A 15,366-nucleotide genomic window follows, 5' to 3' on the forward strand; every position below is an offset into this window, starting at 1 on the left:
ACACTTCCTAATATCGTGTTAAGGATAAAAGCTCAGCATTAACGATATAAACACGCCGGTGATGATCAGCTGTACAAGGCAAAAGCCCATGATGTCTTTTGCTTTTAAGCCAGCAATAGCAAGTACGGGGAGTGCCCAGAACGGCTGAATAAGGTTAGTCCAAGCATCGCCCCATGCTACAGCCATAGCAACCCGTGGCATATCCGAGCCAAGTGTTTGTGCTGCAGGAATGACAATCGGCGCTTGCACTGCCCATTGGCCGCCGCCTGACGGCACAAATATATTCACAAACCCTGCACTTAAAAAGCTCCAAAATGGCAGTGTCTCGGCTGTTGCAATGGCAATAAATCCTTCAGAGATTTGTTGAGCAAGTCCTGTTTTTACCATAATCGCCATGATCCCTGCATAAAAGGGAAATTGAATCACAATACCAGCGCCACTAGGGATTGCTTGCTGTAAGCTGCTAAGTAAATTATGCGGCGTTTGATGCAGTAAAATTGCGCTAAATAAGAAAATAGCGATCACGCTATTTAAGTTTAAGCCGCCTTCGTTTAGCACAAAATAATAGAATAAATAGGCAAGACCAAAGGCACCTATACCCATACCAAGCAAACGACTATGCTCTATCACTTCGGCAGGGCGGGTAGGTGTTGCTATTTGTTGTGATTCATCATCGAGTTTTGCAGGGTCAACATAAACGCTGTCTTTTTCGCTCGGCAACATATAGCGATTTACCAGCGGCATGATAATAAACAAGCCCACAACAATAGCGATGTTAAATGCCGAAAAAATCGTGTTTTCGGTGCCTATTACCCCAATACTTTGCTCTGCAAAGTGGCCATCGGTTGCGATTGTCAGCGGCACTGAACCGGCTAAACCGCCATGCCAAACAATAAAGCCCGAATAGGCACTGGCCACTAACAAACGGTAATCTACGCGGGTTTGCTTCGCAATTGCCTTGGCGAACAAAGCGCCAATCACTAAACCAAAGCCCCAATTTAGCCAACTTGCTAATAAAGACACGAGCGTAACGAGTATGATCGCTTTTGCAGGGCTGTTGGCAAGAGTCGCGAGTTTGTTGAGTATACTGCGCATCACCGGGGTACTCGCTAGCATGTAGCCCGTTAGCAGTACTAGCAGCATTTGCATGGCAAATTGTAATAGGTTCCAAAATCCACCACCCCAAGCCGCGAGCACTTGCGTGGGCGTTGACGGCGTAAAGAGGCTCGCAACGATAAAGCTCAGCAAGGTGAGTAATATAACAAATACAAACGGGTCGGGTAGGTAACGCTCTACTAGTTTAGTGAATGGTTTGGCAACGCGATTTAGCATAGTTTTTATTGTTGTCGTCGAATCGATAATGCCAATAAATCATGATTAACGATGATTGGCAAATTGCGACGTCGTTGCTTTAGCTTATACCTTTAAAAACAGATGCTAAAAGTGCTTACTGTGAATCTTGTTCTAACACTGCTTTTAAGCGGGCTTGAACTTCTTCTACTAACAGTATTGGCTGGAACTTTGATAAGAAGGCATTACAGCCAACCTTCTCAACTAAAGCTTGGTTAAAGCTACCACTCAAAGAGGTATTAAGCACAATATGTAGGTTCTTCATGCGGCTATCGTTACGAATTTCGTGTGTTAAACGGTAGCCATCCATTGCTGGCATTTCAGCATCGGTGATCACCATGAGTAATTCTTTCTCTACATCTTTGCCTTGATCAGCCCAGCCTTTTAGCATTTCGAGTGCTTCAAGTCCGTTACGAGCAGGTATGATTTCGATGCCAAGTTGCGACAAGGTATCGCTTACTTGTTTACGAGCCGTTGGCGAATCATCGGCGTGAAGAATTTTGCGGCCTGCAAACTCGTTCACGATGCTTTTATCTAGAATGTCTTCAGATATTTGGACTTCGTACTCAACGATTTCTGCAAGCACTTTTTCTACATCGATAATTTCAACCAGCTGCTCTTGGCCATCGCGTTTTATTTTCGTTAAGGCTGTTAGGTAATGATTTTTACCAATTGCCGTTGGCGGCGGCATGATATCTGACCACGTCATATTGATGATTTGATCAACTTTACCAATTAAAAAGCCTTGCACGGTACGATTGTACTCGGTGATAACGAGGTTTGTATCTTCGATGTGTTTAGCTTCAGGCATGTTTATCGCTCTGCGCAAATCAATCACCGGAATTGATTCGCCACGAATATTTACAACCCCAGAAACTTTAGGGTGGGCGTGGGGAATTTTGCTAATTTGCGGTAACTTCACCACTTCTTTAACTTTAAACACATTGAGAGCGAATAAGTGGCGACTGTGTAGGTAAAATAGTAAAAGCTCTAAGCGGTTTTCACCGACCAGTTGCGTACGCTTATCGACGGAAGCAAGAACACCTGACATATTTCACCCTAAACACCTAATACAGAGATAGTATAGTCTACTATCATTTTTCATCGACATGCATTAGTAATTTTCCATCAGTTGCCAAAATGCAAGCATTACAGTACCGTATCGATAATTTCCTCCACTATAAATCGCAAGGATCATGCATCATATATTTAATCGTTTAGTGGTACTTATTCGCAGTCACATTGATCAAGTAAGTTGGCAGGCTGTGGTATTTACTACGCTTTTGCATATGCTACTTATTTGGTGGCTGCTTATGCTTGCAGGAGAGCAAGCGCTCACACCACTTAGTACTTATTTTTATTATTATGTAGTAACTACATCTACAGTTGGCTATGGCGATTTTAGCGCAAGCACCGAGCTTGGCCGTTGGATTGTCGCATTATTGCAAATACCTTTTGGTTTAGCATTATTTGGCGTTCTGTTAGGAAAGACAGGGCAAACAGTAACTTATTTAATTAGGCGCGCTATGACGGGTGATAAAAGCTTCGCACATATAAACAATCACATTATTATCTTTGGTTGGCACGATACACGTACTAAAAAGATGGTTGACTATATCTTGGCCGATCATAAACGCTTAGATCGTCGTATTTTATTGGCGGTTACTGAACAAATGGAACATCCGTTTTTAGCAAATCCTATGGTTGATTTTGCTCGTCTAAGTAGCTTTACTGACTTAGATGAGTTGAAAAGAATTGCCATTGATCGCGCCGATAAAATTATCATTGATGGCCAAGACGATGACCAAACGTTTACAACAGCCCTGCGCATTAGCAAGTTGGTCAATGAACAGTGCCACATTAGCGCGCACTTTACTGATGAAACTAAAATCGAAATGCTACATGAGCATTGCCACAATGTAGAATGTAGCAGTGCTAAGTCAGCCGAGATCTTAGTGCGCTCAATGCAAGACCCAGGTTCAAGTCGTGTGCAAGAAGAGCTGTTATCGACACTACATGGGGATACTCAATTTAGTTTACCAATTCCAAAAGGCGTGCAAGCAATGGAGTTTGGCAAGCTGTTTCATCACTTTAAATATAGTCATGATGCTATATTACTGGGTGTCGCACATAATTTGAGTGCAAAAAATATGGACTTAAACCCGCCACTTGATTACGTGGTAAGTGAAGGAGATATTTTGCATTATATTGCTGCGGAGCGTGTTTTGAGTGACGAAGTTGATTGGTCAGCGTTGGTATAATTTATGAACGAAGTTGTGTTTTTAATTATTGTACTCAGTGCCTACATTTTACCTGTGGTCATTGTGCTCAATAGTAAACGCACTCAAGGCCACGAAAAGAATGCTTGGTTAATCGGTATCATCTTCTTTTCGTGGTTAGCTTTAGTAATGTACTTAACAATCATCCCTAAGCACGGACGGGTCAAGAAACACCGTAAAGTAAAACCAAAGAGTTAACTCTCCTCAAATTGACAGCTGCTGTGTCACTTCAGCTGTTTTAGTTTATGATCTATGACAGGATCATCGGGTGAGAGTTGCTGCGCTACTTCTAAGACCTTAATTGCATCGTTTGGGTGCTCATCTTGATGTTTGATTGCAACATCAATCAGCGGTTGTACATCAATCGCATCTTTTTGCTCTTGCATGTGCTCGGCTTTTTCTTCAGCTAAAATTGTATGCGCGGTGCTTAGTAAGGCTAAACGATGTGGCGAACTCTTGTTTGCCTTATTTAGACGACGATAATAATCTTCTTTAAAGCGCAGCGTTTTGGTTTGCTGGCGGAATTGGGCTATATCAACTTGCTGGTGGCTAATAAAATCAACAGCAACGTCTTTATAAAAGCCAAACTTATTTAAATATGTTGCATGAACACTATGACCCATACCAAACACGCGTAAGTGGGTTAGTTGTGAGTAACGTTTAGCATGAGCTCGGTCGATGCGATTCGTTGGGTCGTAAATAATATAACCCTTTGCATGGCCTAAATCTAAATCGTGGTAGTCACCGTTCCAATCAAATTTTTGCGCGATGTCGGTACTTGAGCGATCATCCCATGGCGCTTTTTCTTTATTTTTTGTGCTAACTGGGTGAAAGAGTAAAACCTTGTCTAGCTTTAATAGATTGGCAAAGGCGCCAACGGCAAAGCCTCCTCGACTCAATCCATAACCTAACCGCTCTTTGAACCCGCCAATCAGTGGTGCTAGCTGTTCAATAAAAAACAACAGGTTACGGTGCCTAAACCAGTTGCTAATGCCTAAATGTTGAAAGGCGATGATATTCACATCTTGCTTTTTCGCGAGCTTATAAGCCCAAGGCGAAAAATCATCAGTGATATCATGTTCTTGATAATTTGTTCCAGCAGGAGAGAAGGTAATTAGCAGGGGCTTATTGGCATCAATGATATGGTATTTCACATAAACATCACCGAGCAAATCACCACCAGTCATAGGCACAAGGCTTTGTTGCTCATCGCGTGGGAGATTGGTCCATTCCTCTAACCAATACAATAATTTCATACATCCCCCTTAGTACCTCTAAAATAAAGGGGCGAAATTATAGCAAAAATAGCAGCTAATTAAAAATGGCTTCCATTTTAGAATCTTAGCTTTCGCTCATTGCGATGATCTGCTGCCAGTCATGTTCGGTGACAGGCATTACTGACAATCGGCCGCCTTTTTTAAGAGCGATTTCGGTAATTGACTCATTGGCTTTAATCGCCTGCAGGCTAACTAGCTTTTCAAGGTGTGCTTGATATTGTACATCGACTACAAACCAGCGCGGGTTATCAGCAGTTGCTTTAGCATCGTAGTAATCGCTATTTAAATCAAACTGTGTTGGGTCGGCATAAGCTTCGCGAGTCACCGTAGCGATACCTGCAACACCCACTTGCTTACAACTTGAATGATAAATCATTACCAAGTCACCATGCTTGATACCATCGCGAAGAAAGTTGCGGGCTTGATAATTACGCACGCCATCCCACATAGAGGTTTGCTCAGGTGCGTTTTTTAGATCATCAATTGAAAATGCATCGGGTTCGGTTTTAAAAAGCCAATAAGCCATAATGAGGTGCTCTTACAAAGATTTACTTCCAATTAGTCTATAGTATCATTAAACGCTTGTCGGGATTGAGGATAAATAAATGAGCCAAGTATTAGATGACCTACTGTCATTAATGTCGTTAGAAGAGATTGAGCAAGGCTTGTATCGCGGGCAAAGCCAAGATTTAGGATTTAGAGCTGTATTCGGTGGTCAAGTAATGGGCCAAGCTCTATCTGCCGCAAAAGAAACATTACCACAAGGGCGTATTGTTCACTCTTTACACTCTTACTTTTTGCGCCCAGGTGATGCTGCAAAGCCGATTGTCTATGATGTAGAAAATATCCGTGATGGTAAAAGTTTTAGTACTCGCCGTGTAAAAGCAATTCAATATGGTAAGCCGATTTTTTACATGACAGCTTCTTTCCAAGGTGAAGAAGAGGGCTTATCACATCAAGCGCAGATGCCTGATGTACCACAGCCTGAAGAATTAAAGTCATCGCTTGAATTTTACCAAGCAAATGCAGAGCTTATTCCTGAACCAATTCGAAATAAGTTCATCCGAGAAGTACCAATTGAAATGCGTCCTGTGACCTTTCATAACCCATTCAAACCACAAGTGATGGAGCCAGTTAAGCATATTTGGTTTAAAGCTAATGGTGAGATGCCTGACGATCAGCGTATTCATAATTACTTACTTGCGTACGCATCTGACTTTGAATTTTTACCAACTGCATTACAGCCGCACGGGGTATCGTTTATGCAGCCGAATATGCAGGTTGCAACAATTGACCATGCAATGTGGTTTCACCGCCCGTTTAGACTAGACGATTGGATTTTATATTCGATTGATAGCCCAAGTGCGAGCTCTGGTCGTGGTTTGGTGCGAGGTCAGTTCTTTGACCGTCAAGGCAATTTGGTTGCCTCAACGATCCAAGAAGGGGTCATGCGTCAGCGTTAATCTTGTGTGTGCTGAGCTTGGCTTTGCACTATATCGTCAATTGACTGCCAGACCCGTGCTGGCAGCAATGCTTTAAGATATAAATACACTTCACACAGCTCATTGCTGCCCGTTAAGCCTTGCTCTGTTTCGGTAATTAGCTTTTGCTCTCGTAAGCTTGAAATAAAACCAATAAGTACTTTTTTGTCGAAGAACTCAGGGGTTTTAATGCCGTGCAAGGTACCTAAGCGCTCTGCTAACACTTGGCTTTCGTGTTCAAGTTCTTCACGCTCAATACCACTGCTAGTTTGAATAAAACCAACCACGATAGCGTAGCGTTGTAGTGTTAAACTTAAGGCGCGACCGAGCATTTCGAGTTTCGCTAAACAGTCGTTGCTGTTTGTGATCTTGATATTATCGCCATCAATTTCAATCAGGTCTTGATCAACGAAGCTTGCGAGTACGCGAGTAATGTAGTTTTCATCTAACTCATGCAAAAACCACTCTTTGGCAAACAGTGGGTAAAAACGTGCAATCAAGGCTTGGCAATCAGCCATGGTAGTTTGATGTGCTTTGAATAAATGCAGCGCCAATAAGCTCGGTACTGCAAATAAGTGCAACACGTTATTACGGTAGTAGTTGAATAGTGTTTTTTCTTTATCGTTAATCGCGATAATTTCGCCAAACTCATCACTGATCACATCAAACTTATTAAGTTTAAGTGCATGCTCTAGCAGCTGCTCGGCGCTTTCGTCTGGTGTGGTCACCTTTTCGCTGTAGCTTGCGCTTCGCTGTAAATGTAAATAAAACTCAAGCTGAGCAATCAGCTTAGGTTTACTTAACGCGTGTTTATCATTTACCAGTAATATCATCGCAAGTAGATTCACTGCATTGAGTGCAGCGGCGCTATTAATATTAACCATTACCTTATCAGCGAGGTTAGCGACTTGTGGTCCAAGCCATTGTGGCTTTTGCACGTCGGTTGGGTGGATCGACTCTCGCCAATCAGGTTGTTGATCATTGAGATATTGGTTTATTGATATAGGGTCGCCAAAGTTTAAATAACCACGACCATAGTTTTTAAGGTTTTTAATTGCTTTAAAGATACCTAGTACCGACTCACCTTTTTTATCGTTACCGGCAAGCTCTTTTAAGTAAGTATTAATTTCCATTACGTGCTCATAACCAATGTATACAGGCACAATTGAAATAGGGCGGTCTATGCCACGTAACATAGCTTGTAATGTCATGGCGAGCATACCTGTTTTTGGCGGTAACAAGCGACCAGTACGGCTACGACCACCTTCAGTGTAAAACTTTACTGAATAGCCTTTGATAAATAACTGGCTCAGGTACTCTTTAAATACTGACGAATACAGTTTATTGCCCGCGAATGAGCGGCGAATAAAGAAAGCACCACTGCGACGGAAAATCCCCCCTGCCGGGAAGAAGTTTAAGTTAATACCCGCAGCGATATGTGGCGGAACTAAGCCTAAATGGTAAATAGAATAGGTCAGCAATAAGTAATCCATATGCGATCGGTGACATGGCATATAGATAATCTCGTGGCCTTTATCTGTAAGCTCATGCACCTGCTCAGAAAATTTAATATCAATCCCGTTATAAAGCTTATTCCACAGCCAAGTTAAAATACGGTCTGCAACACGAATGGTGGCATCGCTGTAATTGGCGGCAATCTCATCAAGTAGCTTCAGCGCATTTTGGCGAGCTTGTTCTTGGCTGATGTTTTTTTCTTTCGCTTCTATTTGAATTGCTTTTTTTATTGTTGGTGAGGCAAGTAGCGAATTAAATAACTGCTCACGTGATGGCATTTTCGGGCCTGTCGCTGCCAATTTTTGGCGACGAAAGTGTACGCGGGCTACACGTAAAAGCTTATGTGGTAGTTCATCAACCTCAGCTTTTTCATTGACCAATAAAGATAAATCGAGTGGCTGACTAAAGCGAATAAAGTTATCGCGCCCAGAAAATAGCAACACAAAGAATTTACGAAACCAGCTGGGTGTTAATGAATGAGACACCAAAGTACCTAAACCTGGCTTTTCTTTGCCTGGGTTTCGGCCCCATAAAATCGTCACCGGGATCACTTGGACGTTTTTCTCACCTGATTGCATCAGGTGGTCAATAATTTGTTTGCCTTGCTGCAGGGCATTGCTTGGTTTGCTTTTGTTACCAAATAGCGGTGGTGGGTTTTGAATACCGATAAAGCGATCAAGTTCTGCATTACCTAATAACTGCTCTTCGGTCGGGTTAGGTAAGCCGTATTTTTTACATACCCTTGCCAGTGCCGCTAAATCAGAGCGTGCATTTAACCTAACAATATAAAAAGTAGGGTTGGCTGGGTTTAGGTTGTATTGTTCAATCGGATTTTCTGGCAGCACCTTACTTTTTACAAACAAGCGGTTCATACCGGCAGAAATGAAATTTAAACAACGATTAATGATACGCATCAACTCACCAAAGTTATTAGTAGATATTAAATAGACCGAGTCTGGTCAAAAATAAGCGGCATAGAATAACAATTATTAACTGGACTGACCATTTAAAAGCGATTTTCTAGCCTCTTTACTCGCACAAGTATAATTTAAAGACGTTAATGTTATTGATAAAGTTCGAAAATTAAACAAAATTTAATTTAGACCTTTGAGATTTTCAAAATAGTTGTTGCATTTATCACCAATCTATCTATAATACGCAGGCTTTCAAAATTCCCTCGGGAACTTGGAAGGAAAGATTAAGCTTGGATTTCAAGCTAATAAACAGGAATTCCGATTTGGAATTCATCGTAGATATAAGAAAGCAGCCGACATCTTAGTTATTAAGATTGTTTCGGTCGTTTTTTTATGCTCTTTTTAAATGCTCTTTATATTGAGGTTTAAGAATGTCAAATCAACGCATTCGTATTCGCCTAAAAGCTTTTGACCACCGTTTGATTGACCAATCAACGGCGGAAATCGTGGAAACTGCGAAACGCACTGGCGCACAAGTACGTGGTCCAATCCCACTACCTACACGCTTTGAACGTTTTACTGTACTAACTTCACCGCACGTTAATAAAGACGCGCGTGATCAGTACGAAATCCGCACCCATAAACGTCTGATCGACATCGTAGAACCAACTGACAAGACTGTTGACGCTCTTATGCGTTTAGATCTTGCTGCTGGTGTTGATGTTCAAATCAGCCTGGGTTAATCGGAAGATTAGAGAGGTTTTAGGAAAATGGCATTAGGTCTAGTCGGTCGTAAAGTGGGTATGACACGTATCTTCACTGAAGATGGTGTATCTATCCCTGTGACAGTTATCGAAGCGACACCTAACCGCATTGCTCAGATCAAATCTGAAGCAACTGACGGTTATAACGCGCTTCAAGTAACCGCAGGCACTAAAAAAGCAAGCCGTGTAAACAAAGCTGCAGCGGGTCACTTCGCTAAAGCTGGTGTTGAAGCGGGTCGCGGTCTGTGGGAATTCCGCCTAAATGGTGGTGAAGGCGATTTTGAAGTAGGCGCTGAGCTTACTGTTGAATTATTCAACGAAATCAACAAAGTTGACGTAACCGGTACTTCTAAAGGTAAAGGTTTCCAAGGTGGTGTTAAGCGCTGGAACTTCAGCATGCAAGACGCTACTCACGGTAACTCTCTATCTCACCGTGCTCCTGGTTCAATCGGTCAAAACCAATCACCTGGTAAGGTGTTTAAAGGTAAGAAAATGGCCGGTCACATGGGGGCTGAGCGTGTAACGACTCAAAACTTAGAACTAGTTCGCGTTGACGCTGAGCGTAACTTGCTTTTAGTTAAAGGTGCAGTACCTGGCGCTATCGGCGGTGACGTTATCGTTAAACCAGCTGTTAAAGCATAAGTCCTGGAGATTTAGTGATGGAATTAGCAATTAAAGACGCTTCTGGCGCTCTTGAAGTTTCTGAAGCTACTTTTGGACGTGAGTTTAACGAAGCATTAGTACACCAAGTAGTTGTTGCTTACGCAGCAGGTGCTCGTCAAGGTACTCGTGCTCAGAAGACACGTTCTGAAGTTAGCGGTGGTGGTAAAAAACCATGGTCTCAAAAAGGTACTGGCCGTGCACGTGCTGGTACAATTCGTAGCCCAATTTGGCGTTCAGGTGGCGTTAGCTTCGCAGCTAAACCACAAGATCACAGCCAAAAAGTAAACCGTAAAATGTACCGCGGTGCGATCAAAAGCATCTTATCTGAATTAGTTCGTCAAGAGCGTTTAATCGTTGTTGAGCAGTTTGGTCTTGAAGCACCAAAAACTAAAGAACTAGTTTCTAAGCTTAAAGAACTTGAGCTTAAAGATGTTCTAATCGTGACTGAAGAAGTAGATGAGAATCTTTTCTTATCGGCACGTAACCTATACAAGGTTGACACGCGTGATGTAGCTGGTATCGATCCTGTAAGCCTAATCGCTTTCGATAAGGTACTTATTACAGCTGCTGCTGTTAAGCAACTTGAGGAGGCGCTAGCATGATCCGTGAAGAACGTCTTTTAAAAGTGATCCTTGCTCCACACATCTCTGAAAAAAGCACTATCGCTGCTGAAGAGAACAACACGATTGTTTTCAAAGTAGCTTCTGATGCAACTAAAGCTGAAATCAAAGCTGCAGCAGAAAAGCTTTTTGAAGTAGAAGTAACTGGTGTTCGCACACTAAACGTTAAGGGTAAAACAAAACGTACTGGCATGCGTTTCGGTCGTCGTTCAGACTGGAAGAAAGCTTACGTTACTCTTAAAGAAGGTAGCGAGCTAGACTTTGTCGGCGGCGCCGAGTAATAAGGGGAGTTAGAATTATGGCACTTCAAAAGTGTAAACCAACTTCTGCGGGTCGTCGTCACCTGGTTAAAGTGGTTAACCCAGATCTACATAAGGGTAAACCTTACGCACCACTACTAGAGAAAAACTCTAAGTCTGGTGGTCGTAATAACAAAGGTCGTATCACGGTTCGTCACATCGGTGGTGGTCATAAGCATCATTACCGTGTAATCGACTTTAAACGCACTAAAGATGGCATTCCAGCTGTTGTTGAGCGTCTAGAGTATGATCCAAACCGTAGCGCAAACATCGCTCTTGTATTATATGCAGACGGTGAGCGTCGTTACATTATTGCACCTAAAGGCTTAAAAGCTGGTGATTCAATCCAATCAGGTATTGATGCACCAATCAAAGCTGGTAACACGTTACCAATGCGTAACATGCCTGTAGGTTCGACTGTTCACAACGTAGAATTAAAACCAGGTAAAGGCGCGCAAATCGCACGTTCTGCTGGTGCATACGTTCAAATCCTTGCTCGTGAAGGTCAATACGTAACTCTACGTCTTCGTTCTGGCGAAGTTCGTAAAGTTCCAGCTGACTGTCGCGCAACACTTGGTGAAGTAGGCAACTCTGAGCATATGCTTCGTTCACTAGGTAAAGCTGGTGCAAATCGCTGGCGTGGTATCCGTCCGACAGTTCGTGGTGTTGCCATGAACCCGGTAGATCACCCGCACGGTGGTGGTGAAGGTCGTACATCTGGTGGTCGTCATCCTGTGTCTCCATGGGGTAAGCCGACTAAAGGTGCTAAGACACGTAAGAACAAGCGTACTGATAAATTTATCGTACGTCGTCGTACTAAATAATAGTTGAGGAATAGCCATGCCACGTTCTCTCAAGAAAGGTCCTTTTATTGACCTACACTTGCTGAAGAAGGTAGAGAAAGCGTTGGAAAGCGGTGACAAGAAGCCAATTAAAACTTGGAGCCGTCGTTCAATGATCATACCTAACATGATCGGATTGACCATCGCTGTCCATAATGGTCGTCAGCACGTTCCTGTGTTCATCACAGACGAAATGATCGGTCACAAACTAGGTGAGTTTGCACCAACTCGTACTTACCGCGGTCACGCTGCGGATAAGAAAGCGAAGAAACGTTAAGAGGGGAATGATAAATGCAAGCATTAGCTAAACATAAATTCGCCTCTGGTTCGGCGCAAAAAGCACGTCTAGTTGCAGATCAGATCCGCGGACTTCCGGTTGATCGCGCTCTAGAAATCCTGGCGTACAGCCCTAAAAAAGCGGCTGTATTAGTTAAAAAAGTACTTGAGTCTGCTATTGCTAACGCAGAGCATAACGAAGGTGCTGACATTGATGAGCTTCGTGTAACTACGATCTTTGTGGACGATGGTCCAACAATGAAGCGTATTATGCCACGTGCTAAAGGACGCGCAGACCGCATCCTTAAGCGTACAAGCCACATCACTGTTGTGGTTTCAGATAGCTAGGAGTATAAGTAATGGGACAAAAAGTTCATCCTACTGGTATTCGCCTAGGTATCTCTAAACCTTGGGTTTCTACCTGGTACGCGAATTCAAAAGATTTCTCTGATCAGCTTTTTGGCGATCACAAAGTACGTACTTTCCTTACTAAGGAATTAAAAGCGGCTTCTGTGTCTAAAATCGTTATCGAGCGTCCAGCTAAATCTATCCGTGTAACAATTCACACAGCTCGTCCTGGTGTTGTTATCGGTAAAAAAGGCGAAGACGTTGAAAAACTACGTCAAGCAGTAACTAAGATTGCAGGTGTTCCGGCTCAGATTAATATCGCTGAAGTTCGTAAGCCTGAACTTGATGCACAACTAGTAGCTGACGGTATTGCGTCACAGCTAGAGCGTCGTGTTATGTTCCGTCGCGCTATGAAGCGTTCGGTACAAAATGCAATGCGCATTGGTGCAAAGGGTATCAAAGTTGAAGTTAGCGGTCGTCTTGGCGGTGCTGAGATCGCACGTTCAGAATGGTATCGTGAAGGTCGTGTACCTCTACATACTCTTCGTGCTGATATCGACTACGCAACTTCTGAAGCCTTAACCACTTATGGTATCATTGGTGTTAAAGTTTGGATCTTCAAAGGCGAAGTTATTGGTGGTTTACCACTAGTACAAGAGCAAGAGAAGCCAGCTAAACGCGCGCCAAAGAAAGCCAAAAAAAGTGCTAAGTAGAGGTAGCGAGTAATGTTACAGCCAAAACGTACAAAATTCCGTAAAATGCACAAAGGCCGCAACCGCGGTTTAGCGCAAAACGGTAACAAAGTAAGCTTCGGTACTTTCGGTTTGAAAGCTACTGGCCGTGGCCGTATGACTGCTCGTCAAATCGAAGCAGCTCGTCGTGCTATGACACGTCACGTAAAGCGTCAAGGTAAAATCTGGATTCGTGTATTCCCAGATAAGCCAATTACGAACAAACCATTAGAAGTTCGTATGGGTAAAGGTAAAGGTTCTGTTGAATATTGGGTTGCTGAAATTCAACCTGGTAAAGTACTTTACGAAATGGAAGGTGTTTCTGAAGAGCTTGCTCGTGAAGCATTTAACCTTGCAGCGCGTAAATTACCATTCACAACAACTTTCGTAACTCGGACGGTGATGTAATGAAAGCTAGCGAACTAAAAGACAAAAGCGTAGAAGAGCTAAATGCTGAACTTCTAGGACTTCTTCGTGAGCAGTTCAACCTGCGCATGCAAGCAAGCACTGGTCAGTTAGCTCAGACACACACGCTAAGAACAGTACGTCGCGATATCGCGCGTGTAAAAACAGTTATTAACCAGAAGGCAGGTCAATAATGAGCGATAAAATCCGTACTCTTCAAGGCCGTGTAATCAGCGACAAGATGGATAAATCTTTCACTGTTGCTATCGCACGTTACGTGAAGCATCCAGTATATGGTAAATTCATCAAACGTACGACTAAACTACACGTACATGACGAAAACAACACAGCTCAAACTGGTGACGTAGTTACTATTTCTGAGTGTGCTCCTATTTCTAAGACTAAGTCTTGGACTTTAGTAGACGTTGTTGAGCGTCCAAAGAAAGCTTAATTTTTAATTAAGTTTCCTTACTAAAAAGCCCCGGCATCTGCTGGGGCTTTTTGTTTTAAAAAATAGCTGGAAGCTTTCAGCTGTCAGATGTCAGATTAGATCGAGAAGGGGCTTTCATTTCAGTATAAGAAAAGTTACTTCAGGATAAACTGGATTTAGTTTGTCCTAGCACCTAGCACCTAGCACCTTCAATCATTTCCCCAGCGCTTTATCTATTTCTTCTCTTAACCGTGGGCCTTTTAGGTTTTCAGCCATGATTTCGGCAACTTTTGTATTGCTACTATTTTCAAGAGCGGTAATTCGTTCTGCTAAATCACTGGCATAACTATTATTGCCGTCTCTTGTGGCACGAAAAAATTGGCCGATGAGGGCTGTGGCAGAAATATTGCGAACATAATCATTATCGTCAGTTTGTAACAGTTTTTGAAAATGCTCAGCGAGCTTAGGTGAGACATTATTTTGGCGAGATAAATTCTCTAAAGTACTGACACGAATCTTAGGATCATTAGTGTATTCGCTAATGCTTATCATGGCATCGATTACTGCATTTGCTTGGCTGTCGTCCAAGTCGCGTCTGAGCATGCTTAGGGTCATTTTTAGCTGCCCGTAGGCTGCTAATCGCTCATTTTCGGACTTACTCAAATTGAGTAAGGTGGCAAGAGCTTCATTTATTGAGCTGTCGGCATATTGTGGGTCTGCTTTGATGCGTTCGCGGTAGTCATCAGGTAAATTACTTAGCCAGCCAAGCGCCGGATTTCTTTTTTCGATTTCGACTCGTCGCTCTTTTTCTTGCTGTTCCATTGCTTGTTTAACTAATGAGGCAAGTCGCTCAGGATCAATTGTTGGCGCTTTATTTTCAAGCTCGTGAATGCGTGTTTCGAGATCTAAAATATAGCCATGTAAGGCGACTAGATTTTCTCTGTCTTGCTCTGGAATGGCTAACTCTTTTAAGTTAGGTTTTGCTTGCTGAATAACTACAGGCTTGTCAGTCGAGTTTTCTTTTGTATAGCTATAAATTGATAAGCCTAGTGCAATGCTTGCAAATGCCAGCGCAGTATTCCCTTGCCAAGTCGACATATCACATCATCCAAGTTGCTTTGTAATATCAGCAGATTAAAACAAGCTATTTGTATTATCAATTACTTATGATG

General features: G+C 42.7%; 20 protein-coding genes. 14 read left to right on the forward strand and 6 right to left on the reverse strand.

The genetic code is table 11. The features are described from left to right. Positions 1-18 precede the first annotated feature (18 nt). Positions 19-1,332 carry a short-chain fatty acid transporter gene (locus NFU46_RS18450; protein ID WP_251603908.1) on the reverse strand — a complete coding sequence of 438 codons (1,314 nt, stop codon included), beginning with the start codon at positions 1,330-1,332 and terminating at the stop codon, positions 19-21. Positions 1,333-1,447: 115 nt separating this feature from the next. Next, positions 1,448-2,401, reverse strand: coding sequence for a chemotaxis protein CheV (locus NFU46_RS18455; protein WP_251603911.1), 954 nt, complete (start codon positions 2,399-2,401; stop codon positions 1,448-1,450). A 145-nt stretch (positions 2,402-2,546) separates the two neighbouring features. Here NFU46_RS18455 and NFU46_RS18460 point away from each other — a divergent pair, with 145 nt between their 5' ends. Continuing rightward, a complete protein-coding gene (locus NFU46_RS18460) occupies positions 2,547-3,611 on the forward strand; it encodes a potassium channel family protein (protein WP_054563927.1) in 1,065 nt (354 codons plus the stop codon). Between the two features lie 3 nt (positions 3,612-3,614). Continuing rightward, positions 3,615-3,827, forward strand: a complete 213-nt coding sequence (locus NFU46_RS18465) for a hypothetical protein (protein WP_054554498.1) — start codon at positions 3,615-3,617, stop codon at positions 3,825-3,827. 26 nt (positions 3,828-3,853) lie between these two features. On the opposite strand, the gene NFU46_RS18470 is transcribed toward NFU46_RS18465, so the two are convergent. Together NFU46_RS18470 and NFU46_RS18475 are read right to left on the reverse strand one after the other, a co-directional pair. Beyond that, positions 3,854-4,885, reverse strand: a complete 1,032-nt coding sequence (locus tag NFU46_RS18470; protein ID WP_251603914.1) for a cytosolic protein — start codon at positions 4,883-4,885, stop codon at positions 3,854-3,856. 85 nt (positions 4,886-4,970) lie between these two features. Continuing rightward, complete coding sequence (locus NFU46_RS18475; RefSeq protein WP_175078865.1) at positions 4,971-5,432, reverse strand: EVE domain-containing protein; 462 nt, start codon at positions 5,430-5,432, stop codon at positions 4,971-4,973. Positions 5,433-5,511: 79 nt separating this feature from the next. Between NFU46_RS18475 and tesB the strand changes: the two genes are divergently transcribed. Continuing rightward, positions 5,512-6,369 (forward strand): acyl-CoA thioesterase II, encoded by an 858-nt coding sequence (gene tesB / locus NFU46_RS18480; protein ID WP_054552365.1) that lies wholly within the window; start codon positions 5,512-5,514, stop codon positions 6,367-6,369. Here the strand turns inward: tesB and plsB are convergent. Continuing rightward, a complete protein-coding gene (gene plsB / locus NFU46_RS18485) occupies positions 6,366-8,816 on the reverse strand; it encodes a glycerol-3-phosphate 1-O-acyltransferase PlsB (protein ID WP_251603917.1) in 2,451 nt (816 codons plus the stop codon). The genes tesB and plsB overlap by 4 nt on opposite strands. Positions 8,817-9,247: 431 nt before the next feature. Between plsB and rpsJ the strand changes: the two genes are divergently transcribed. Genes rpsJ through rpsQ form a run of 11 tightly spaced genes read left to right on the forward strand, consistent with a single transcriptional unit; the run spans position 9,248 to position 14,215 of the window. Beyond that, positions 9,248-9,559 carry a 30S ribosomal protein S10 gene (gene rpsJ / locus NFU46_RS18490; protein ID WP_002957900.1) on the forward strand — a complete coding sequence of 104 codons (312 nt, stop codon included), beginning with the start codon at positions 9,248-9,250 and terminating at the stop codon, positions 9,557-9,559. 27 nt (positions 9,560-9,586) lie between these two features. Beyond that, positions 9,587-10,222 (forward strand): 50S ribosomal protein L3, encoded by a 636-nt coding sequence (gene rplC / locus NFU46_RS18495; RefSeq protein WP_036974218.1) that lies wholly within the window; start codon positions 9,587-9,589, stop codon positions 10,220-10,222. A 17-nt stretch (positions 10,223-10,239) separates the two neighbouring features. Beyond that, on the forward strand, positions 10,240-10,845 hold the full coding sequence (gene rplD, locus NFU46_RS18500) for a 50S ribosomal protein L4 (RefSeq protein ID WP_054552367.1): 606 nt from the start codon (positions 10,240-10,242) through the stop codon (positions 10,843-10,845). Continuing rightward, on the forward strand, positions 10,842-11,144 hold the full coding sequence (gene rplW / locus NFU46_RS18505; RefSeq protein WP_054552368.1) for a 50S ribosomal protein L23: 303 nt from the start codon (positions 10,842-10,844) through the stop codon (positions 11,142-11,144). Before rplD ends, rplW begins: the two co-directional genes overlap by 4 nt. Before the next feature lie 17 nt (positions 11,145-11,161). Beyond that, a complete protein-coding gene (rplB, locus tag NFU46_RS18510; protein WP_058583716.1) occupies positions 11,162-11,986 on the forward strand; it encodes a 50S ribosomal protein L2 in 825 nt (274 codons plus the stop codon). Between the two features lie 16 nt (positions 11,987-12,002). Beyond that, entirely contained in the window at positions 12,003-12,281 is a 279-nt protein-coding gene (gene rpsS / locus NFU46_RS18515) for a 30S ribosomal protein S19 (RefSeq protein WP_010376377.1), read from the forward strand. Positions 12,282-12,295: 14 nt separating this feature from the next. After that, positions 12,296-12,628 (forward strand): 50S ribosomal protein L22, encoded by a 333-nt coding sequence (rplV, locus tag NFU46_RS18520; protein ID WP_004588690.1) that lies wholly within the window; start codon positions 12,296-12,298, stop codon positions 12,626-12,628. 11 nt (positions 12,629-12,639) lie between these two features. Continuing rightward, positions 12,640-13,341 carry a 30S ribosomal protein S3 gene (rpsC, locus tag NFU46_RS18525; RefSeq protein ID WP_054552370.1) on the forward strand — a complete coding sequence of 234 codons (702 nt, stop codon included), beginning with the start codon at positions 12,640-12,642 and terminating at the stop codon, positions 13,339-13,341. 12 nt (positions 13,342-13,353) lie between these two features. Beyond that, positions 13,354-13,767: a 50S ribosomal protein L16 gene (gene rplP / locus NFU46_RS18530; protein WP_036974208.1), complete on the forward strand. Its 414-nt coding sequence runs from the start codon at positions 13,354-13,356 to the stop codon at positions 13,765-13,767. Next, positions 13,767-13,958, forward strand: coding sequence for a 50S ribosomal protein L29 (gene rpmC / locus NFU46_RS18535; RefSeq protein ID WP_054552371.1), 192 nt, complete (start codon positions 13,767-13,769; stop codon positions 13,956-13,958). Before rplP ends, rpmC begins: the two co-directional genes overlap by 1 nt. After that, positions 13,958-14,215, forward strand: a complete 258-nt coding sequence (gene rpsQ, locus NFU46_RS18540; RefSeq protein ID WP_054552372.1) for a 30S ribosomal protein S17 — start codon at positions 13,958-13,960, stop codon at positions 14,213-14,215. Before rpmC ends, rpsQ begins: the two co-directional genes overlap by 1 nt. Positions 14,216-14,407: 192 nt before the next feature. Here the strand turns inward: rpsQ and NFU46_RS18545 are convergent, their stop codons facing one another. Beyond that, a complete protein-coding gene (locus NFU46_RS18545; RefSeq protein ID WP_058583717.1) occupies positions 14,408-15,292 on the reverse strand; it encodes a hypothetical protein in 885 nt (294 codons plus the stop codon). Between the last annotated feature and the right edge of the window lie 74 nt (positions 15,293-15,366).

The sequence above is a fragment of the Pseudoalteromonas sp. NCCP-2140 genome (assembly GCF_023708065.1).
Taxonomy (GTDB): Bacteria; Pseudomonadota; Gammaproteobacteria; order Enterobacterales; family Alteromonadaceae; genus Pseudoalteromonas.

Coding starts and splice junctions, on each gene's coding strand:
- NFU46_RS18450 (WP_251603908.1), bottom strand. CDS start 1,332: ATGCTAAATCGCGTTGCCAAACCATTCACTAAACTAGTAGAGCGTTAC.
- NFU46_RS18455 (WP_251603911.1), bottom strand. CDS start 2,401: ATGTCAGGTGTTCTTGCTTCCGTCGATAAGCGTACGCAACTGGTCGGT.
- NFU46_RS18460 (WP_054563927.1), top strand. CDS start 2,547: ATGCATCATATATTTAATCGTTTAGTGGTACTTATTCGCAGTCACATT.
- NFU46_RS18465 (WP_054554498.1), top strand. CDS start 3,615: ATGAACGAAGTTGTGTTTTTAATTATTGTACTCAGTGCCTACATTTTA.
- NFU46_RS18470 (WP_251603914.1), bottom strand. CDS start 4,885: ATGAAATTATTGTATTGGTTAGAGGAATGGACCAATCTCCCACGCGAT.
- NFU46_RS18475 (WP_175078865.1), bottom strand. CDS start 5,432: ATGGCTTATTGGCTTTTTAAAACCGAACCCGATGCATTTTCAATTGAT.
- tesB (WP_054552365.1), top strand. CDS start 5,512: ATGAGCCAAGTATTAGATGACCTACTGTCATTAATGTCGTTAGAAGAG.
- plsB (WP_251603917.1), bottom strand. CDS start 8,816: ATGCGTATCATTAATCGTTGTTTAAATTTCATTTCTGCCGGTATGAAC.
- rpsJ (WP_002957900.1), top strand. CDS start 9,248: ATGTCAAATCAACGCATTCGTATTCGCCTAAAAGCTTTTGACCACCGT.
- rplC (WP_036974218.1), top strand. CDS start 9,587: ATGGCATTAGGTCTAGTCGGTCGTAAAGTGGGTATGACACGTATCTTC.
- rplD (WP_054552367.1), top strand. CDS start 10,240: ATGGAATTAGCAATTAAAGACGCTTCTGGCGCTCTTGAAGTTTCTGAA.
- rplW (WP_054552368.1), top strand. CDS start 10,842: ATGATCCGTGAAGAACGTCTTTTAAAAGTGATCCTTGCTCCACACATC.
- rplB (WP_058583716.1), top strand. CDS start 11,162: ATGGCACTTCAAAAGTGTAAACCAACTTCTGCGGGTCGTCGTCACCTG.
- rpsS (WP_010376377.1), top strand. CDS start 12,003: ATGCCACGTTCTCTCAAGAAAGGTCCTTTTATTGACCTACACTTGCTG.
- rplV (WP_004588690.1), top strand. CDS start 12,296: ATGCAAGCATTAGCTAAACATAAATTCGCCTCTGGTTCGGCGCAAAAA.
- rpsC (WP_054552370.1), top strand. CDS start 12,640: ATGGGACAAAAAGTTCATCCTACTGGTATTCGCCTAGGTATCTCTAAA.
- rplP (WP_036974208.1), top strand. CDS start 13,354: ATGTTACAGCCAAAACGTACAAAATTCCGTAAAATGCACAAAGGCCGC.
- rpmC (WP_054552371.1), top strand. CDS start 13,767: ATGAAAGCTAGCGAACTAAAAGACAAAAGCGTAGAAGAGCTAAATGCT.
- rpsQ (WP_054552372.1), top strand. CDS start 13,958: ATGAGCGATAAAATCCGTACTCTTCAAGGCCGTGTAATCAGCGACAAG.
- NFU46_RS18545 (WP_058583717.1), bottom strand. CDS start 15,292: ATGTCGACTTGGCAAGGGAATACTGCGCTGGCATTTGCAAGCATTGCA.